The sequence below is a fragment of the Sporofaciens sp. St.21A7 genome (assembly GCF_059728535.1).
Genome location: NZ_BAAGFN010000001.1, coordinates 2936918 through 2951970 on the forward strand (window position 1 = coordinate 2936918; position 15053 = coordinate 2951970).

The window sequence follows — 15053 nt, forward strand, 5'->3', positions numbered from 1 at the left end:
GTATTAATAAATATTTTGTTTACAAATATATAATTTTACTTTACCTCCATCCGTTCGCTTCCTGCCTAACATTTGTAGAAACATTTCGCGTGTATCTGCCATTATGACAATATTTGTCAAGTTAAAATCTTTGAAAGATACACCATTATCCATAACCGCAGTAGAAATTACCACCTTTCTACTTGAAAATTCTTCGTTTACAATTTCATTCACACTTTCTTTACTGTCATCATTTTCATCATATTTCGCATCCAAAAAATTACATCTTTTTCATTGATTATTTTCTTTTCTTCTTCTGAATCATTTTTAGTCAGCAATCTTTTTCTTAAATCTTTCCCCCGTTCGATACTATCTACAAAAATCAACCATTTATCTTTTTTATCGCTTCCATTTCTTTTTATTAAATGGGCCAAGTCTTCAATATTTTCAAAAATCTCTAAACTTATATATCCATAATCAGCACTTATGCTATATTCCCTTTTTCTTTCATTAGGAGGACACACAAAAATCTGTTCGTATGACATCTTTCCTTCGGATTCTCTTTGTTCTTCCTTTACAAACTTATCTACTTCTTCTATCATTTCTTCTGGCGTTGCTGATACATATATCTGTAGCTTATTGTCAAACACTTTCCTCAGAACTGAATACGACAATTCTGTATTTGTATTAAAATTTGAATCGGCATAAAAGTAGTGACACTCATCATAAATGACACAGGAAAAAAGATTCAAATAGAACAATAATTTTTTTGGTTCTTTTCCTTTAATTTCTTTTTCAATACTTTGATATGTTTTAATATTTATATATTCATTTAAGGTACACTTTACCTTCCAATCTGAGGACTCCCTGCACAGTTCTTCTTCCACATTTTCTAGTTCTTCTTCTAGTTGCATTTTTAATATCCGTCTATTAACTAGATAGAGAATTCTCATATTATTCTTTATTGCCCATTTCAGAAATATATGTAATATAAAATAACTTTTTCCGCTACCAGTAGGAGAAGTAATAAAAATAATATTTCTATTTTTCCACTCTTTATATTTTTCTCCTATTTCATCTGAAACAAACCGTTTTTCAACCTTTTGTTCTTTGTCCTTTTTTTTGAATTCTTCTTGCATGACTTCTCCTTAAACTATGTTTTTTGGAATTTGGGATTAATTACTATATAGCCGATTCCAATTTCCAAGCATTTTAACAAGAAAACTAATAATTGTTATAAAATTCCAACTATTTCTCACGCCTTCTTTATCATTTCACCTATCCAAACAATATCTTTTATTCAATCTACCACAAATATTTTTATATTTCTTCTGGAAATTAATAGTTTTTTTTCCAGTAACCAAAATGTAATTTCCACATATTCACTTCTATCACCCACGAGTACTTTTGTCAATTCGCCTAATATATTTATTTCCACTACGATACCCTTACCCTCGACAGGCAAGTAACCTCGTACATTCGTGTGATACCTAGTCCATCAATTCTCTCCAATATTTCTCCGACTGCCGCACCCATCCCACCTCGTATCTCTTATAACACTGCAATGGTATATCAGCCATAGCTGCAATCTCTTTGTAACATTCCCATTTCCTGTTGTCTCTTTTTCAACAATTTCGGTACATCTACTCTGCCCATAATCTCATGATAATCATTTCAAAAAAATATTCATCTATCCCCAATATATCGCCATCTTCTTTTGCATTTCAAGTAAACTCCACTTTTGTCGATGAAATAGCATTAGAAACTTAGAAGAAGTTTAATGTGAATTTTATTGTAAAAAAGGACACTTTTTTGTATAATTGAAATGTAACAGGAATAGTCTATATTACCATATCCAACTTTAGATTTTAAGGAACCGAGGTGATAAAGTGCAAGACGATACAAACCAGACACAAGCGGTCAAAGCAAAACGTACCGCAAAAAACAGCGTATTTTTAGACCTTTTCCAAGATAAAAAATATTTATTGGAACTATATCAAACGCTACATCCAGAAGATACGGACGCAACAGAGGATACGCTTGATATTGTAACAATAGACAATGTTTTAACCGACAATTTATATAATGATTTGGGCATAATGGTGGGTAACAACAGTTTATTGCTCCTGTTAGAAGCTCAATCCAGTTGGACGGTAAATATTTTAATCAGAATCCTCTTGTATTTAGCACAGAGTTACCATGAATATTTTGAGAGGACTTCACAAAGTCTATATAAGAGTACAAAGGTCAAAATCCCTAAACCTGAACTGTATATCATCTATACAGGCAATAAAGGCAGAAAACCCGATATAATATCTTTATCACAGGAGTTTTTTGGCGGCGCAGCTATTGATATTGAAGTAAAGGCAAAAGTCATTTATGAGAGCGACACAGAGGACATTATCAATCAATATATCCTTTTTTGTAAAGTTTTTGATGAACAGAGAAAACTGTATGGTGCGACAGAACAGACGGTTAAAGAAACGATTCGTATTTGCATGGATAGGAACATCTTAAAAGAATATCTAATTGGCAAACAAAAGGAGGTTTTAACGATTATGATGAGCTTATTTGATGACGAGCAGATTATGAGAACTTATTGGAAGGATATGGAAAACACTCTTGCACATAAGAAAGACATAGAAACAGCCGAAAGATTGATTAAAAAAGGAAAAATGTCATTTGAAGATATTGCGGACTGTGTTCCCTCATTGTCATTTGATGAATTAAAGGAACTTGAAGCAAAGGTTATGCAGTTGTCATAGCACAAAGGGAGTGTCAGAATTTTCCTGTAAGTATTCATAAAATTTCTTAAAATAACTTACACAAAAATTCTGACACTCCCAACAAACCATATCTGGAATCTGGAATTTGCGGCATTTTCCAGATTCCAGTAACAAAAATGCAGTTTCCGCACCTGTCCTATCCCTTATAAAACTACAACGGTATATCCGCCACAGCCGCAAACTCTCCCTGACATTCCCATTTCCCTCCGTCTCTCTATCAACAATATCGGCAACATTTGCACATTCATATGTTCCTCTGAAACTTTACCATTCTATATTTGAATATGGTTTCTTTTGCATATCCAATCGCTTTAGCTATCTCGTTATTCTAATAAATCCTCTGCTTTACAACCGAGTGTCTGCGCCAACGCAAACAAGTTACTTGCAGTTGCCTTGTTTATATCCTTTGCCCGCTGTTCATATTGCTGAATCATTCGGAGTGTTACCCCTGATTTTTCAGACAGCTCTTTTTGTGAAAGTCCGATTGCCCTGCGTACTGTCTGCAATTTTGTAGGTAAGTTTTTGCGTTCAAGTATAGAATTTGCTATATCAACAAACTTTTCCTCCGCTGCTTCGTGCAAGGTGGGGTATAACTTATAAATTTCACTCATAGGCAGATATTTTTTAATTTCCTTAAAACTCTTTCCTGTATTCCATTGATAAAACGCAAGTATCCAACCGCACCAATATTCAGGTGAGTAGTCATATTCAATCTGTGGTGCAGACAAATCAATATTTTCCCTTGTTCGATTTAAAACTTCCCATACAAGCTCTGTTCCCGAAAGACCTGATACGAACTTCGGAACGCCGCCGGCAAATTGTTCTGCAATACCGCTTATAATAAACATATCAAGAAAATCATCCATCGGGATATTCAAGACAGTTGCCGAATAATCAAATGCTTCGCCAAGGTTTCTCATAGCGTCATTCAGATAGAGTTCATCGTAAGCGTACATCATAACTTGTCATTTCCTCTCTGATAATATCTCTCATATAAATACCGTCAATATCTTCTTTTTCAAGCTCTGCAAAAAAAGCATTACGAGCATTATCATCTCTCATTTTTCTGCGAGCATAGTAAATAGTATTATCTGCCAATTCAGCGGATATAAACTCTATTTGATTAAATGCTTTTTCACTTTTTAAAACATACTGCTCACCGAGTTTGCCAAGGCGCATAGCATAGTTTAACTGGCTCAAAGAAATTTCGTTACTGATAAAGGCTCTTGCAAATGAGAAATATGAATCATCTGCACGGTAGCCGATAACTAAATCATATTCGCTGATATCAACTAGAAAATACTCCTTCAACCATAGGACACCTCTGCGCATAACAGGAGTTGACACACGGAAACGACGATTTTCCATAAGCAGAGTAAGCCAATGAAGAATCGTATATTCTTCTGAAGATAAATTTAAAATCTTCAAGCCTCCTGTATCAAGCTCATATTTGTTCGCAAAACCGTCAATACCTTCATTACAGGACCATTCCTTTGCAAGCTCTATATGTTTGGTACAATAAAAGCCCTGACCATAATCATTATAAACCTTGCCTTTTCCCAAAAGAGGCTTTTCAATTTTTCCGTTTGAACCGTGATATAAAACAATCTTACTCATAATAAATCTCCTCGTAGTATCTCTCAAGAGTTACCTGTTTATATTATATCCCTAAAGAGTCAGTTTGTCAATATATCCAACAATGCCCGCCAATATTTCTCCGGAAGCCGCACCCGTCCCTCCTCGTATTTCTTATAAGACTGCAACGGTATATCTGCCGCAGCCGCAAGCTCTCTCTGTGACATTCCCATTTCCCTCCGTGTGCCTTTCAACAATTTCGGCACATCTGTACTGTCTATAAACTTATGATACTCATTACAAAAATAATATTCATCCAGCCCCAAATATACCGCCATCTTCTTTAGCATTTGCACATTCATATGTTCCTCTGAAACTTTACCGTTCATATAATTGAATATGGTTTCTTTTGCATATCCAATCGCTTTGGCAATCTTATATTGCGGAACCTTTGCTTTGTACATACAATACCGAATCCTGGCCGAAATACTCTGCTCAATCTTCGCCTTATCCTCAAACATCCCCTCGAATACTTTTGCCGATTTGGTTAAAACGGCTCCCTTTGTTTCCACTACTATACCATCGGCAAATCCACGCTGCTTTCCATTATCGCAGGTCTGCTCGAGCCGGAAAAAGGTCTGATTAAAATCAATGGGAAATACTTAAAAGAAAGCACCACAAACGTAGGCTACATGCTCCAGCACGACGAACTCTTTGAGTGGCGCACCATCTACAACAATGTAATCCTCGGCCTGGAAGTACAGCACATGCTGACCGCCCGTACCAGGCAGCGGGCCCATGAACTTTTAGACCTCTACGGGCTGCGACAGTTCGAGGCATCCCGCCCGTCCGAGTTATCCGGCGGGATGCGACAGCGCGCCGCCCTGATCCGCACTCTGGTATTAGAGCCAGATCTTTTGCTGCTGGATGAACCTTTTTCCGCATTGGACTACCAGACACGGCTGACCGTCGGGGACGACATCGGCCAGATTATCCGAAAAGAGGGAAAGTCAGCCTTGCTTGTAACCCATGACCTGTCAGAGGCAATTTCCCTTGCCGACCGAGTCATCATTCTTACCGGACGCCCTGCCGCCATCCGGCAGACTATCCCGCTGATTTTCGACCTCAGCGAAGATACACCGCTGAACCGGCGCAACGCCCCGGAATTCAAAACATATTTTAATCTCATATGGAAGGAGTTGAATACAGATGAGTAACCTGTCAGCAGGACAACAGAAATATCTCCTCATGCACCGCAGGCATAAACGAATCGTCAGGGTATCCCGGGTACTGATTCTGCTAAGTTTTTTATTTATCTGGGAATTCACCGCCAACGTAGGAATCATTGACTCTTTTATCTTCAGCAGCCCCTCTAAGATTGCTCTGTGTTTCTTTGAGATGGTTCTGGATAAGAGCATCTTTCTCCACCTTGGAGTCACCTTATACGAAACGATTCTTAGTTTCCTGCTCGTAATTGCCATCAGCATTCTGGTGGCAGTTGCCCTGTGGTTCAGCAGCAAACTATCCGAAATATTAGACCCTTACCTGGTCGTGCTGAACAGCCTGCCCAAATCTGCGCTTGCGCCGCTTTTAATCGTATGGCTTGGCGCGACCAAGACGACCATTATCGTCGCCGGGATGTCAGTCGCCATTTTCGGAAGCATCCTGAGCCTTTACACCAGCTTCACCACCGTTGACCCAGGTAAAATCAAACTGATTTATACCCTGGGCGGCAACCGCTTCCATGCCTTGTCAAAGGTAGTACTGCCAAGCTCCATCCCGGCAATCATCAGCAATATGAAAGTCAATATCGGGCTGTGTCTTGTAGGGGTAATTATCGGGGAATTTCTGGCGGCACGAGACGGGCTTGGGTATCTGATTATATATTCCAGCCAGGTGTTTAGATGGGGAGGCATTCTGATACTGTGTGATATTGTTCAATTCATATATTCTATAAATCTCCTAATTTTGCAAATCCTGTCTGCAGTGCAGCATATTCTTCCCATTCCACATTTTTCAAAATATCCTGTCTCTCCACAAACTGTGTTGCCGCTGTCCTCACAGAAAAATATACGTCAAACTTAGCTTTCGTTATGTACCGTCTCTTTGACAAGTATCGTTTTTCAGAATCAACACCGTCAATAAATGCATTTCCTTTCGTTATTATCTCAGCATCATAATTATCTTTTTTAGAAACGGCTTCTAATAAAAATGTCTCCATTGCACCTGTATCTTCAAAAGGAACCACTAACAATAGCAACTGAAATCGCATTTCCTTTCCATGGCCATTATGATAATAACACTCTACCCAGCAGTCGTTACATACATTCGTATCAATCCTTACATTCCCTTCATTTAAAATATCTTCTACATTTTTTGAAAACTCAGCTTCTGTCCCCGCATCATCACGGTCTGTAAGGATTACAATCCTGTCAAATGCTTCTGATTCTGACGACAAATTGTTATATTCAACCATATATTGAAATCCCGGTAAAAGATTTTTAGCTCCTCCACATCCCCTGATACTCAGACTGTCACTCTCTTTCATCATCGTCCGTACACTTTTAAAATATCTGCTATTCGATTTCTCATTTGACTTTCCTTTATCTTCCCATCCGTAGACTTTCCTCATAAAATATTGTAACAAGACATAATCTGTTGAACCTTCGCACAAAATAATATTTTTCATCTTATCTTAACTCCAATCCCATCTCGTCCTGAACCTCAATCGCTTTCTTAGCGCCCAATCTTCTCACAGAAATTTCTTCATTTTCTTTATACATGGTATATACCGCAATATCCTCCATAAGTTCCGGGGCACATTTTAGCACTTTATCTATTGCCTCTTTGCTATGAGAAGTCATAAAAACCTGGACATTTAATTTTTTACACGTTTCCAGTATCCATCTAAACGTCTGTTCCATTGCAGACGTATGGATTGCTGTTTCAAACTCATCCAATAACAAAATTCCATTTTGAGCCATAACAGCCGCGCTTATTAATGACAATGCTTTTTTCATTCCATCTCCATATACATTCAGGGGTAATGCTTTCTGATGGGATTTGGACAAAATCTGATATACACCTCGTCTTGTTTTTGAATGATTAGAGTAATTAATACTAATAATGCCTTCATCATATTCTCTTAATATATCTAAGATTTCTTCATATAATTCCGGATTATCTAAAATATTCTGTAAATAATTGTATCTTTCTGTATGATAAGAAGGAGAGATATATATAACATTTTTTGTATGCTTACTATTATCCATTTTACGGGGTGATAATTTTACAATTTCCTCTGCATCATACATACGAAACTGATTTACACTTTTTTCATCAATTACAATTTCTATATCTAGTCCGGATAATAGATAAATGCTATCAAACATCTCATTTTCCTGATCCTCGCCAAAATATTTATTTAGTATATTTCTATACGCTCTCCCTGTCATTTCTTCTTCTATAGTATCAGCAAATAGTGATACTTTTGTCCATTTTTCATTCTCTTGAATTTTATATCCTAAATATTTTTTTTCTTCATTGATATCAAATAAATTAGAAAATCCTTCATAATCAGTTAGTCCTTCATACGGAGAAAATCTTCCTACTCTTCTTCGGATGACCGAGCGCCACATACGGAAATCATCTGGCTGCCCATAGCTGGCCAATACTTCTAAAATACTTGTCTTCCCACAATTATTACCACCCGTTAAAATATTTATCTGAAATAAATTTTCCAATTTAAAATTCTTTATTCCTCGAAAAGAGTCAATTTCTATAGCAGAAATCATCTAAATCACGCACCTTCTTCCCTTTTAAGCACATCATGCTAATATTTCCCACATACCTTTCCCTCCCCGCCCCTGAAACCGAATCCGCCCTTCCTTCTTCAACACGCGAATCCGATAATTCGCCCCGGACAGGCTAAGTCCCAGCTCCCTTGCTATCTTTCCGGCGGTTATCCCAGGATTTTCCCGCATAAGGCCAACTATTTCTTCCCGCTCGTCCTTCTTTTTCTTTTTATAATCAAACAGATTCCCATACTCAATTTTCAGGCAGGTATCCCTATTCTCCTTTTCTGATATCGGATACAAGCCAAATACAATCTCCATATGCTCCGGAAAAATCCATATCTTTTCCACATCTTCTAACATCCCAGCCACAATTGCCTTTTCCACGGCTTGCCCCGCCTTTAATGTCTCTTCAATCTGTACAATCCTATCTTCTAACCCGTTTTCTTTCGCTTTCTGTTGTTCCAGTCTTTTTATCCCAGCCGCCACCGCAGACAAACTCTGTTCTAATTCCCGCTGCTTTCTTCGATAAATCTCATCGGAAATAACTCCTTCCAACAATTTTTCCACCAGCATATCCATTTGCCCTGATATTTTATCCTTCATCCGGTTCTCCCGGTCAAGTTCCGGCTGACAATCTTTTTCCACTAATACACCCTTCAAAATCCTAATCATACGTTCGATAATCCGCACTTTGTCCGGCCGGTATTGTTCCTCGCACACCTTGCTCAACAATCCATATAACGTCTCTTCCTCCAGATGAATATTGCCGCATTCTCTTCTGCCTGTTTCCAAATATTTTTTACATTTCCATTCGTGGATAACACACTGGTCTTTCCCTCGTTTCCGGATTCTTCGATAATACGGATTCCCACATAATCCACAGAACAGCTTGCCGCTGAGTCCGGATTTTCCCTGGTATCGCCCTCTTTTCGGACTCCCTCGCCGCACTGCTTTTGCCCTTCTGGCAATCTCCCGGTTCGCAAGTTCCCATAGTTCTTCCGATACGATTGGCGGAACTTTATTCTCATATACATATTGCGCGCTCGCTGGCATCTTCATCATCCGTTTTGATTCAAAATCATAATGAAGCCGGTTCATTACAACCGTCCCTTTATTCAGTGGATTCTGTATCATCCTAAGAATTGCCGAATCCGTAAAGGGATTCCCATTTGCCCCAACGATGCCTTCGCCTTTTAGAATGTTTGCAATCTTCCTGCTGCCATATCCTGCGGCGCATAGTTCATACATACGCCGCTTGACCCTTGCCTCTTCTTCCACGATTACCACGCTCTTATCCGGCATTTTCCGATATCCATATGTATTGGATGTCAGGACCGCCGGTCCATTCTGTTTCTGCCGGTTTTTGTGGGCATTGTTGATTTTCTTACTCAACTCACGGCTGTATTCCTCTGCCAGAATCGCCTTGATTCCCGTAATCAGGGCGTCGTCTGTAGTATAGAATTTCCGCTCGATATAGATATATAGTTTTTTCTGTTCCGTCAGCAGTCGGTCTACAAATAAATACCAGTCCTTCGTGTTCCTCATTAAGCGATCCTGAGATTTGATCACAATGATATCAAACCTGTCACTTGCCAGATCTTCATAGAGACGGTTGTACTCGCTCCTGCCCTTCGTCGTCGTACCAGAGCGGCTTTCCACGTAAATATCAGCCAATACCCATCCGTTTTCGCGGACACACGCCCTACCTTCATCTACCTGTTTCTTTAATGCATCCTTCTGGCTTACTTCTTCCGTACTGCACCTTGCATAGATTGCCGCACGTCGTATCATTTAGAACCACCTCTTTGAATGCACTGTGTAAGACGGATTTTTTCTTCCGGGGTGATAAGGTTATCTTTTAACATAAGATTTGCTAATTGTAACAGAATCCGGGCATCACCCTTCCGAATACCGTTCCTTTCTTTCTCTGCTGCTTTCTTGGGACGGCTAGACATAAGTTTATCCTCCAAAAGCATTTTTACTAATATATGCCCTGTCAGCCCGTCCTAATTTCTCAGAAAAACTTTTTGATGCTTAGAATATTCCAAATGGATTCGGCTGGCTTGTATCATTATACATCTCGCATTCTTCCTGCCATTCCTCCATATCTTCCTTAATAATCGCACATAAATCCTGATATGCTTCTTTCTCCAATTTGCCGCAATCGCACATACACTTATAAAATTTCTTGATGCTTGCCGCCGTACTCTTAATCGTTCCCGGCGTTGACCACATACATTTCCTGATAAAAAAATCACCAAGGAAATATCCTATCGAACTCCATCCGTCCATTGCCGAGACCGGCTCTCCATAAAGTAAAAAATCATTGATATAGAAACTTACATTATTGATATGTTTCCTGATTGTTTTTTCTGATAATGACTTTTTCTCCATATCTTCCCGGAAGATATCCAAAAGCTCCCAATTCTCTTCTTCGTAATCTTCATACATTTCCATCATCTTTCCTTACTCCCTTCGTTCTGAAACTTTGTTCTTCTTCCCTGTCACAAGGTCATAACTTTCCAAAATCATACGTTTCACATCTTTATCCGGAATACTACCGTCCCTACCTACACAATCCTCCCTGAAATATATCTCCCTTAACTTCCCGACTCCGTTCTCAACCGAAGCCTCATGCAGCGGATGATATTTCAGATACAATTCTTCCGGCGGTATTTTTCCAACAATGTCCATAGACGGAAGATTACATTTCCATTGCATATAAGTATAGATATCCGCCATCCATTCCAGAATAAACTCGTCATAATCCTCGCTGATACCATCCTCATCCCTGATACGTATCCCCAAGCTTCCTAAAATCTGTTTCGGCGTCTTATTCAGATAGAGAGGATTCCCACCATCCATACGTTCCCGGTATTCCCCTTTCATATAATCCCTTATTACACCAAAGACATCCTCACAATTTCTTGCAATCAGCTTAAAAAGATACCGGGACTTCTGAATCATACTGTCTAAATAGCATACATCATAAGCCGGCATTGACATAACCTCCGCTTTCTTGTTGATAAACTAACTCATTTTGCACCGCATACCGAGCCGTAATTCCCGGAACCTGAAACCCATCCAGCAAAATCGCTTCCATTCTCCCTTTAAGAAAGCGATTCACCTCACGCCTCGCATTCAAATCTGCTCTCTTATCTTCTTCTCTTAACTCCACTTCGTACGCCCCGGTCCATCGAATCCGTTCAAATGCTTTTTCTGACTTTATAAAAATCTGGTTTCCCAATTCCCCTTTATAAAAAAGATGTTCGACTTCAAAGACATTGATCTGGTTCATCAAAAATGCTTCAATTACCTGCGTATAACTATCATCCGCACGATAACCTTGTATCAGGTCATACTCTGCCGTGTCCGCCCTATACCGCGCTACGATTCGTTTCCCGACAATAGCCGCCGCTTCCTGAGTGGTTCCGCGGTTTGCGGCTACTTCTGCAATCCATGCTAAAACTCCGCAGTTATTCAAGTCCAAAATCATCAAATCATCCGTATTTAGTTCATACATATTGACATTTCTTAGGGTTTCCATTCAATGCCGCCCAGCTTTCCGCCCTTTCCGGATACTCCGTTGTATAGAAACCATTCCCGTAATCGTTATCATCCTTCCCACCCATATACTGCGGATATTTCAGTACATGATCGGAACCATGATACAGCTTTATCATACTGCCTCCCACCTAAATATTCAATTTCTTCCATCACTCATATGACACCCCTGATTATAAACGATTCCTCCACATTTGTACATATCACATTCTATCAGAATGCCCCCACGCCTATTTAAAATGGATTGGCTCCTCATGAGCATCGTCCTCCTATGCATTATGGCAATGCTTCTATACTCTTTAATCAGCCTCCTGGAAAAATGGTGCAGGCGCCGATTCTAATCCCCATACCCTAAGGGCATCCCGCAATGCATGCCCCTTAGCGGGGCAGGTGGACTTCGTCCATTAAGGTATACGCTTTCGGCATAATCCCGCCGAAAAGCACATCAGGAGATGCCAAAAAGCACCTCCTGCGTACATACTGATCATTCGTGCATCCATCAATGCTTCCGCCCCAACGGGCAGGCGGGCTAACGCCCCATAAGACATCTTACCACGAACCCCTATCTCAAGCTCTTCCACAAGTCACTGCCCGACGCATACGCATCAATTTCCTCAAAAGTAAACGGCGCAGTCACCCACACATACCCCGGGTTATTCTCATCATCCCCGGCATAATTCAAGTCGAACCCAATCTCAATCCCTTCGGCATCCAGAAAGAAATTTACATCGTAGACACCGTTTGGGCTGTCCCCTTCCAGAGCCTTCCTCAAAGTCTCCTTATCTGCCTCCGCCAAGAATCCATCATTCTCCGCCTCGCCCCGCATCCGTGAAAGCCAATCTTCCATAAATGCATCGCCGAGTTCCACGATATCCTTCACCTCGTAGACCTTACCGTCCTTGAGGCTGATATTACAGGTACGAAGATGCTGGGCATAATAATCCTGACCGCCCTCATAACCGTAATCCTCATACACCACGCTAAGAACATCCTTCGACGCATAGCAGACCTTATAATCTACATAGTTCATCAATATGGGATACTCCTCCCCAATCACTCTCTCCTTAATCTCCGGTGCAGGGTCGTCGTAGATCCGCTTCACCGTTTCCATCGCCCGCGCTTTCAAGATACCATTGACCTTCTTCTCGACCGAAGCATCTGAAAGCCCGCTGACCTTAGGATACGACACCTGGAACTGAATCACCATAGATCGTTTTTCATCATCCGAAAATTCATAAGTATCCTCTTCAATCTCATATCCTATCCCGTCGTCAATCATCTCAGGAATTGCCCAGATTCCTGATAACTCCTCCGAATCCTCATATCCGCCGTACCCATCCGGAATCTCCTCGGAGCCAAATCCATTATCATAATCATAGTCGAAGTCATAATCATAATCCGGTTCCTCATACGTCCAGTCGTGTCCGAACCCATATCCCCGCCGAAACTCACGATACGCATTGACTCCAATAAACGTCAGCATTAAAACAAGGACCACGCCAAAGACCCCCAGCGCAATCCAAGGAGTCTTCGCCCCATGGCTCTTAGGAGTCACCATCCCTAAATTCACATACATTTCCATAGGGATATAGCGAATCCCTTCCCGCTCCTGTTCCCCGGAAATAGGCCGCATACCCATATGTACGTATCTTTCCACAGCCTCAGGCGCCGCATTGACCGTCAGCCTGCCGGTGTGGAGGTGCTGAGCACAATACTGATAAGCATACTGGAACAAAAGGCGCCCGATTCCCTGTCCCTGACGCTCCTTTTCCACAAAGAACAGCGCAATGTGCCCGTCCGGCCGCAGGGCAAGGGTCCCGCACAGCGTCCCAGCCTCATATGCCCCAAAAAAAATCAGTTCCCCTCTCTGCCATACCTGGCTGATATAATCATATTTAATAAACTTCTGAAACGAAGCCACACCTTCCGGGGTACTTGAGGGTGCAATGGCATCCGCATAGACCTCCCACACAAGGTGCAGCGCCGGAAGTAACTCCGGCTGCTGCAATATCCTTATTTCCATATTCAAGCCTCCTACCTGGTACTCCATCCGGCCAGAAATCGAATGGAGTACTAACTTTTGTAAACAACTTCTGACAGACTCTTTCACCTTGCCCCAATCAATTCTTCCCTGAGCAAAGTCAGTGCCCTTGCCACGGCAAACTCCCGGTTCTTATCCCGGTTTCCTGTGAAATGGAACTCCTCCACCCGGACATGCCCTTTCACAAAACACCCCACATATACAAGCCCCACCGGCTTCTCCGGCGTCCCGCCTCCAGGTCCGGCAATCCCGGTCACACTAAGCGCCGCATCCGCACCTGCCGCCTTCGCTGCGCCGCGGGCCATCTCTTCTGCAGTCTGGGGGCTTACTGCCCCATATTGCATCAACGTCTCCCTTTTTACCCCAAGAAGACGCTCCTTCGCATCATTTGAATAGGTAACGTACCCCTCCTGATAAACATTAGAAGCCCCAGGGACATTCGTAATCCTGCCGGCAAGCAGCCCTCCCGTACAGGATTCCGCCGTCGTCACGGTCATCTTCCGCTCCTCAAGGAGCTTTACAATTGCCGCCTCAAGGGTCACATCCTCCTCTGTGGTATAAATCTTATCCCCAAACCTACGGGACAATTCCTCCATGAGAGGAGCGAACAGCCTTTTGGCCTCCTCCTCATCCGCCGCCTTTGCCGTGACACGGAAATGCACTTCTCCCGTCTTGGCATAAGGCGCAATCGTCGGATTCGTCTGGGCATCCATCAAGTCGGCCACCATCGTCTCCGCCTTGCTCTCTCCGATAGAACAGATCTTCACCATCTTCGAGTAAATGCCCTCCGGCTGCATACGGTTCAGATAAGGCGCAATATCCCGCTCAAACATGGGCTTTATCTCATTGGGCGGTCCTGGCAGCAAGATTACCGTCTTCCCGTCCTCCTCAAGAATCAGTCCCGGGGCCGTCCCGTTATGGTTGTCCACCACCTTCGCCCCCTCCGGAACCATCGCCTGTTTCCAGTTGTTCGGCGTCACCTGGTCACTGTGTACCTGTCGGAAATAATCTTCAATCCGCTCCTTCGTGTGGGCGTCCTCATACAATTTCTTTCCGAAGACCTCTGCCACTACCTCCTTCGTCAAGTCGTCCTTCGTAGGTCCAAGCCCACCGCTCAAAATCAGGATATCCGACCTTAAAAGAGCCTGCCTCACAGTCTCCATAAGACGCTCCTCGTTATCCCCCACCACACTCTGGTAATAGCAGGAAAGCCCCAGCGCCGCGCACTGTTCAGACAGATACGCCGCATTGGTATTCACAATATTCCCCAGCAAAATCTCCGTACCCACACAAATAAATTCTACCGTCATC

The 15053-nt window shown here is 41.8% G+C and carries 15 protein-coding genes and 3 pseudogenes; 4 read left to right on the forward strand and 14 right to left on the reverse strand.

Features of this window, described 5'->3' with window-relative positions; translation table 11 throughout:
• Positions 1 to 3: 3 nt before the first annotated feature.
• Positions 4 to 255 (reverse strand): P-loop NTPase family protein, encoded by a 252-nt coding sequence (locus AC6I3O_RS14430; RefSeq protein ID WP_497853617.1) that lies wholly within the window; start codon positions 253 to 255, stop codon positions 4 to 6.
• Positions 210 to 1118, reverse strand: coding sequence for a DEAD/DEAH box helicase family protein (locus tag AC6I3O_RS14435; protein WP_497851493.1), 909 nt, complete (start codon positions 1116 to 1118; stop codon positions 210 to 212). The genes AC6I3O_RS14430 and AC6I3O_RS14435 overlap by 46 nt, the downstream gene beginning before the upstream one ends.
• A gap of 750 nt (positions 1119 to 1868) precedes the next feature.
• On the opposite strand from AC6I3O_RS14435, the gene AC6I3O_RS14440 reads away from it, so the two are divergent.
• Complete coding sequence (locus AC6I3O_RS14440; RefSeq protein WP_497851494.1) at positions 1869 to 2744, forward strand: hypothetical protein; 876 nt, start codon at positions 1869 to 1871, stop codon at positions 2742 to 2744.
• A gap of 344 nt (positions 2745 to 3088) precedes the next feature.
• Here the strand turns inward: AC6I3O_RS14440 and AC6I3O_RS14445 are convergent, their stop codons facing one another.
• The 3 genes from AC6I3O_RS14445 to AC6I3O_RS14455 are packed head-to-tail and all read right to left on the reverse strand — an operon-like array spanning position 3089 to position 4912.
• A complete protein-coding gene (locus tag AC6I3O_RS14445; RefSeq protein ID WP_497851495.1) occupies positions 3089 to 3724 on the reverse strand; it encodes a helix-turn-helix domain-containing protein in 636 nt (211 codons plus the stop codon).
• Positions 3705 to 4382 (reverse strand): DUF3990 domain-containing protein, encoded by a 678-nt coding sequence (locus tag AC6I3O_RS14450; protein WP_497851496.1) that lies wholly within the window; start codon positions 4380 to 4382, stop codon positions 3705 to 3707. Before AC6I3O_RS14450 ends, AC6I3O_RS14445 begins: the two co-directional genes overlap by 20 nt.
• Positions 4383 to 4441: 59 nt before the next feature.
• Complete coding sequence (locus AC6I3O_RS14455; protein ID WP_497851497.1) at positions 4442 to 4912, reverse strand: helix-turn-helix domain-containing protein; 471 nt, start codon at positions 4910 to 4912, stop codon at positions 4442 to 4444.
• Positions 4913 to 4924: 12 nt separating this feature from the next.
• On the opposite strand from AC6I3O_RS14455, the pseudogene AC6I3O_RS14460 reads away from it, so the two are divergent.
• A pseudogene (locus AC6I3O_RS14460) lies at positions 4925 to 5557 on the forward strand (ABC transporter ATP-binding protein); the annotation flags it as partial.
• Positions 5550 to 6425, forward strand: a complete 876-nt coding sequence (locus AC6I3O_RS14465) for an ABC transporter permease (protein WP_497851498.1) — start codon at positions 5550 to 5552, stop codon at positions 6423 to 6425. The pseudogene AC6I3O_RS14460 and the gene AC6I3O_RS14465, both read left to right, overlap by 8 nt.
• A gap of 28 nt (positions 6426 to 6453) precedes the next feature.
• Here the strand turns inward: AC6I3O_RS14465 and AC6I3O_RS14470 are convergent.
• From AC6I3O_RS14470 to AC6I3O_RS14500, 7 genes and pseudogenes are all read right to left on the reverse strand, one after another.
• A pseudogene (locus AC6I3O_RS14470) lies at positions 6454 to 7029 on the reverse strand (DUF3226 domain-containing protein); the annotation flags it as partial.
• A 1-nt stretch (position 7030) separates the two neighbouring features.
• Complete coding sequence (locus AC6I3O_RS14475) at positions 7031 to 8134, reverse strand: AAA family ATPase (RefSeq protein WP_497851499.1); 1104 nt, start codon at positions 8132 to 8134, stop codon at positions 7031 to 7033.
• Between the two features lie 33 nt (positions 8135 to 8167).
• Positions 8168 to 9928 (reverse strand): recombinase family protein, encoded by a 1761-nt coding sequence (locus AC6I3O_RS14480; protein ID WP_497851500.1) that lies wholly within the window; start codon positions 9926 to 9928, stop codon positions 8168 to 8170.
• Positions 9929 to 10171: 243 nt separating this feature from the next.
• Entirely contained in the window at positions 10172 to 10597 is a 426-nt protein-coding gene (locus tag AC6I3O_RS14485) for a hypothetical protein (protein WP_497851501.1), read from the reverse strand.
• A gap of 6 nt (positions 10598 to 10603) precedes the next feature.
• Complete coding sequence (locus tag AC6I3O_RS14490; protein WP_497851502.1) at positions 10604 to 11137, reverse strand: hypothetical protein; 534 nt, start codon at positions 11135 to 11137, stop codon at positions 10604 to 10606.
• A complete protein-coding gene (locus AC6I3O_RS14495) occupies positions 11124 to 11684 on the reverse strand; it encodes a DUF3990 domain-containing protein (RefSeq protein ID WP_497851503.1) in 561 nt (186 codons plus the stop codon). The genes AC6I3O_RS14490 and AC6I3O_RS14495 overlap by 14 nt, the downstream gene beginning before the upstream one ends.
• Entirely contained in the window at positions 11653 to 11820 is a 168-nt protein-coding gene (locus AC6I3O_RS14500) for a DUF3990 domain-containing protein (RefSeq protein WP_497851504.1), read from the reverse strand. Before AC6I3O_RS14500 ends, AC6I3O_RS14495 begins: the two co-directional genes overlap by 32 nt.
• Before the next feature lie 108 nt (positions 11821 to 11928).
• Between AC6I3O_RS14500 and AC6I3O_RS14505 the strand changes: the two are divergent.
• A pseudogene (locus AC6I3O_RS14505) lies at positions 11929 to 12042 on the forward strand (ABC transporter permease); the annotation flags it as partial.
• A gap of 221 nt (positions 12043 to 12263) precedes the next feature.
• Here the strand turns inward: AC6I3O_RS14505 and AC6I3O_RS14510 are convergent.
• Positions 12264 to 13724: a GNAT family N-acetyltransferase gene (locus AC6I3O_RS14510; protein ID WP_497851505.1), complete on the reverse strand. Its 1461-nt coding sequence runs from the start codon at positions 13722 to 13724 to the stop codon at positions 12264 to 12266.
• Positions 13725 to 13807: 83 nt separating this feature from the next.
• Positions 13808 to 15052, reverse strand: a complete 1245-nt coding sequence (locus AC6I3O_RS14515) for a competence/damage-inducible protein A (protein WP_497851506.1) — start codon at positions 15050 to 15052, stop codon at positions 13808 to 13810.
• Position 15053 lies beyond the last annotated feature (1 nt).

Coding starts and splice junctions, on each gene's coding strand:
- AC6I3O_RS14435 (WP_497851493.1), bottom strand. CDS start 1,118: ATGCAAGAAGAATTCAAAAAAAAGGACAAAGAACAAAAGGTTGAAAAA.
- AC6I3O_RS14445 (WP_497851495.1), bottom strand. CDS start 3,724: ATGATGTACGCTTACGATGAACTCTATCTGAATGACGCTATGAGAAAC.
- AC6I3O_RS14450 (WP_497851496.1), bottom strand. CDS start 4,382: ATGAGTAAGATTGTTTTATATCACGGTTCAAACGGAAAAATTGAAAAG.
- AC6I3O_RS14465 (WP_497851498.1), top strand. CDS start 5,550: ATGAGTAACCTGTCAGCAGGACAACAGAAATATCTCCTCATGCACCGC.
- AC6I3O_RS14475 (WP_497851499.1), bottom strand. CDS start 8,134: ATGATTTCTGCTATAGAAATTGACTCTTTTCGAGGAATAAAGAATTTT.
- AC6I3O_RS14480 (WP_497851500.1), bottom strand. CDS start 9,928: ATGATACGACGTGCGGCAATCTATGCAAGGTGCAGTACGGAAGAAGTA.
- AC6I3O_RS14485 (WP_497851501.1), bottom strand. CDS start 10,597: ATGATGGAAATGTATGAAGATTACGAAGAAGAGAATTGGGAGCTTTTG.
- AC6I3O_RS14490 (WP_497851502.1), bottom strand. CDS start 11,137: ATGCCGGCTTATGATGTATGCTATTTAGACAGTATGATTCAGAAGTCC.
- AC6I3O_RS14495 (WP_497851503.1), bottom strand. CDS start 11,684: ATGGAAACCCTAAGAAATGTCAATATGTATGAACTAAATACGGATGAT.
- AC6I3O_RS14500 (WP_497851504.1), bottom strand. CDS start 11,820: ATGATAAAGCTGTATCATGGTTCCGATCATGTACTGAAATATCCGCAG.
- AC6I3O_RS14510 (WP_497851505.1), bottom strand. CDS start 13,724: ATGGAAATAAGGATATTGCAGCAGCCGGAGTTACTTCCGGCGCTGCAC.
- AC6I3O_RS14515 (WP_497851506.1), bottom strand. CDS start 15,052: ATGACGGTAGAATTTATTTGTGTGGGTACGGAGATTTTGCTGGGGAAT.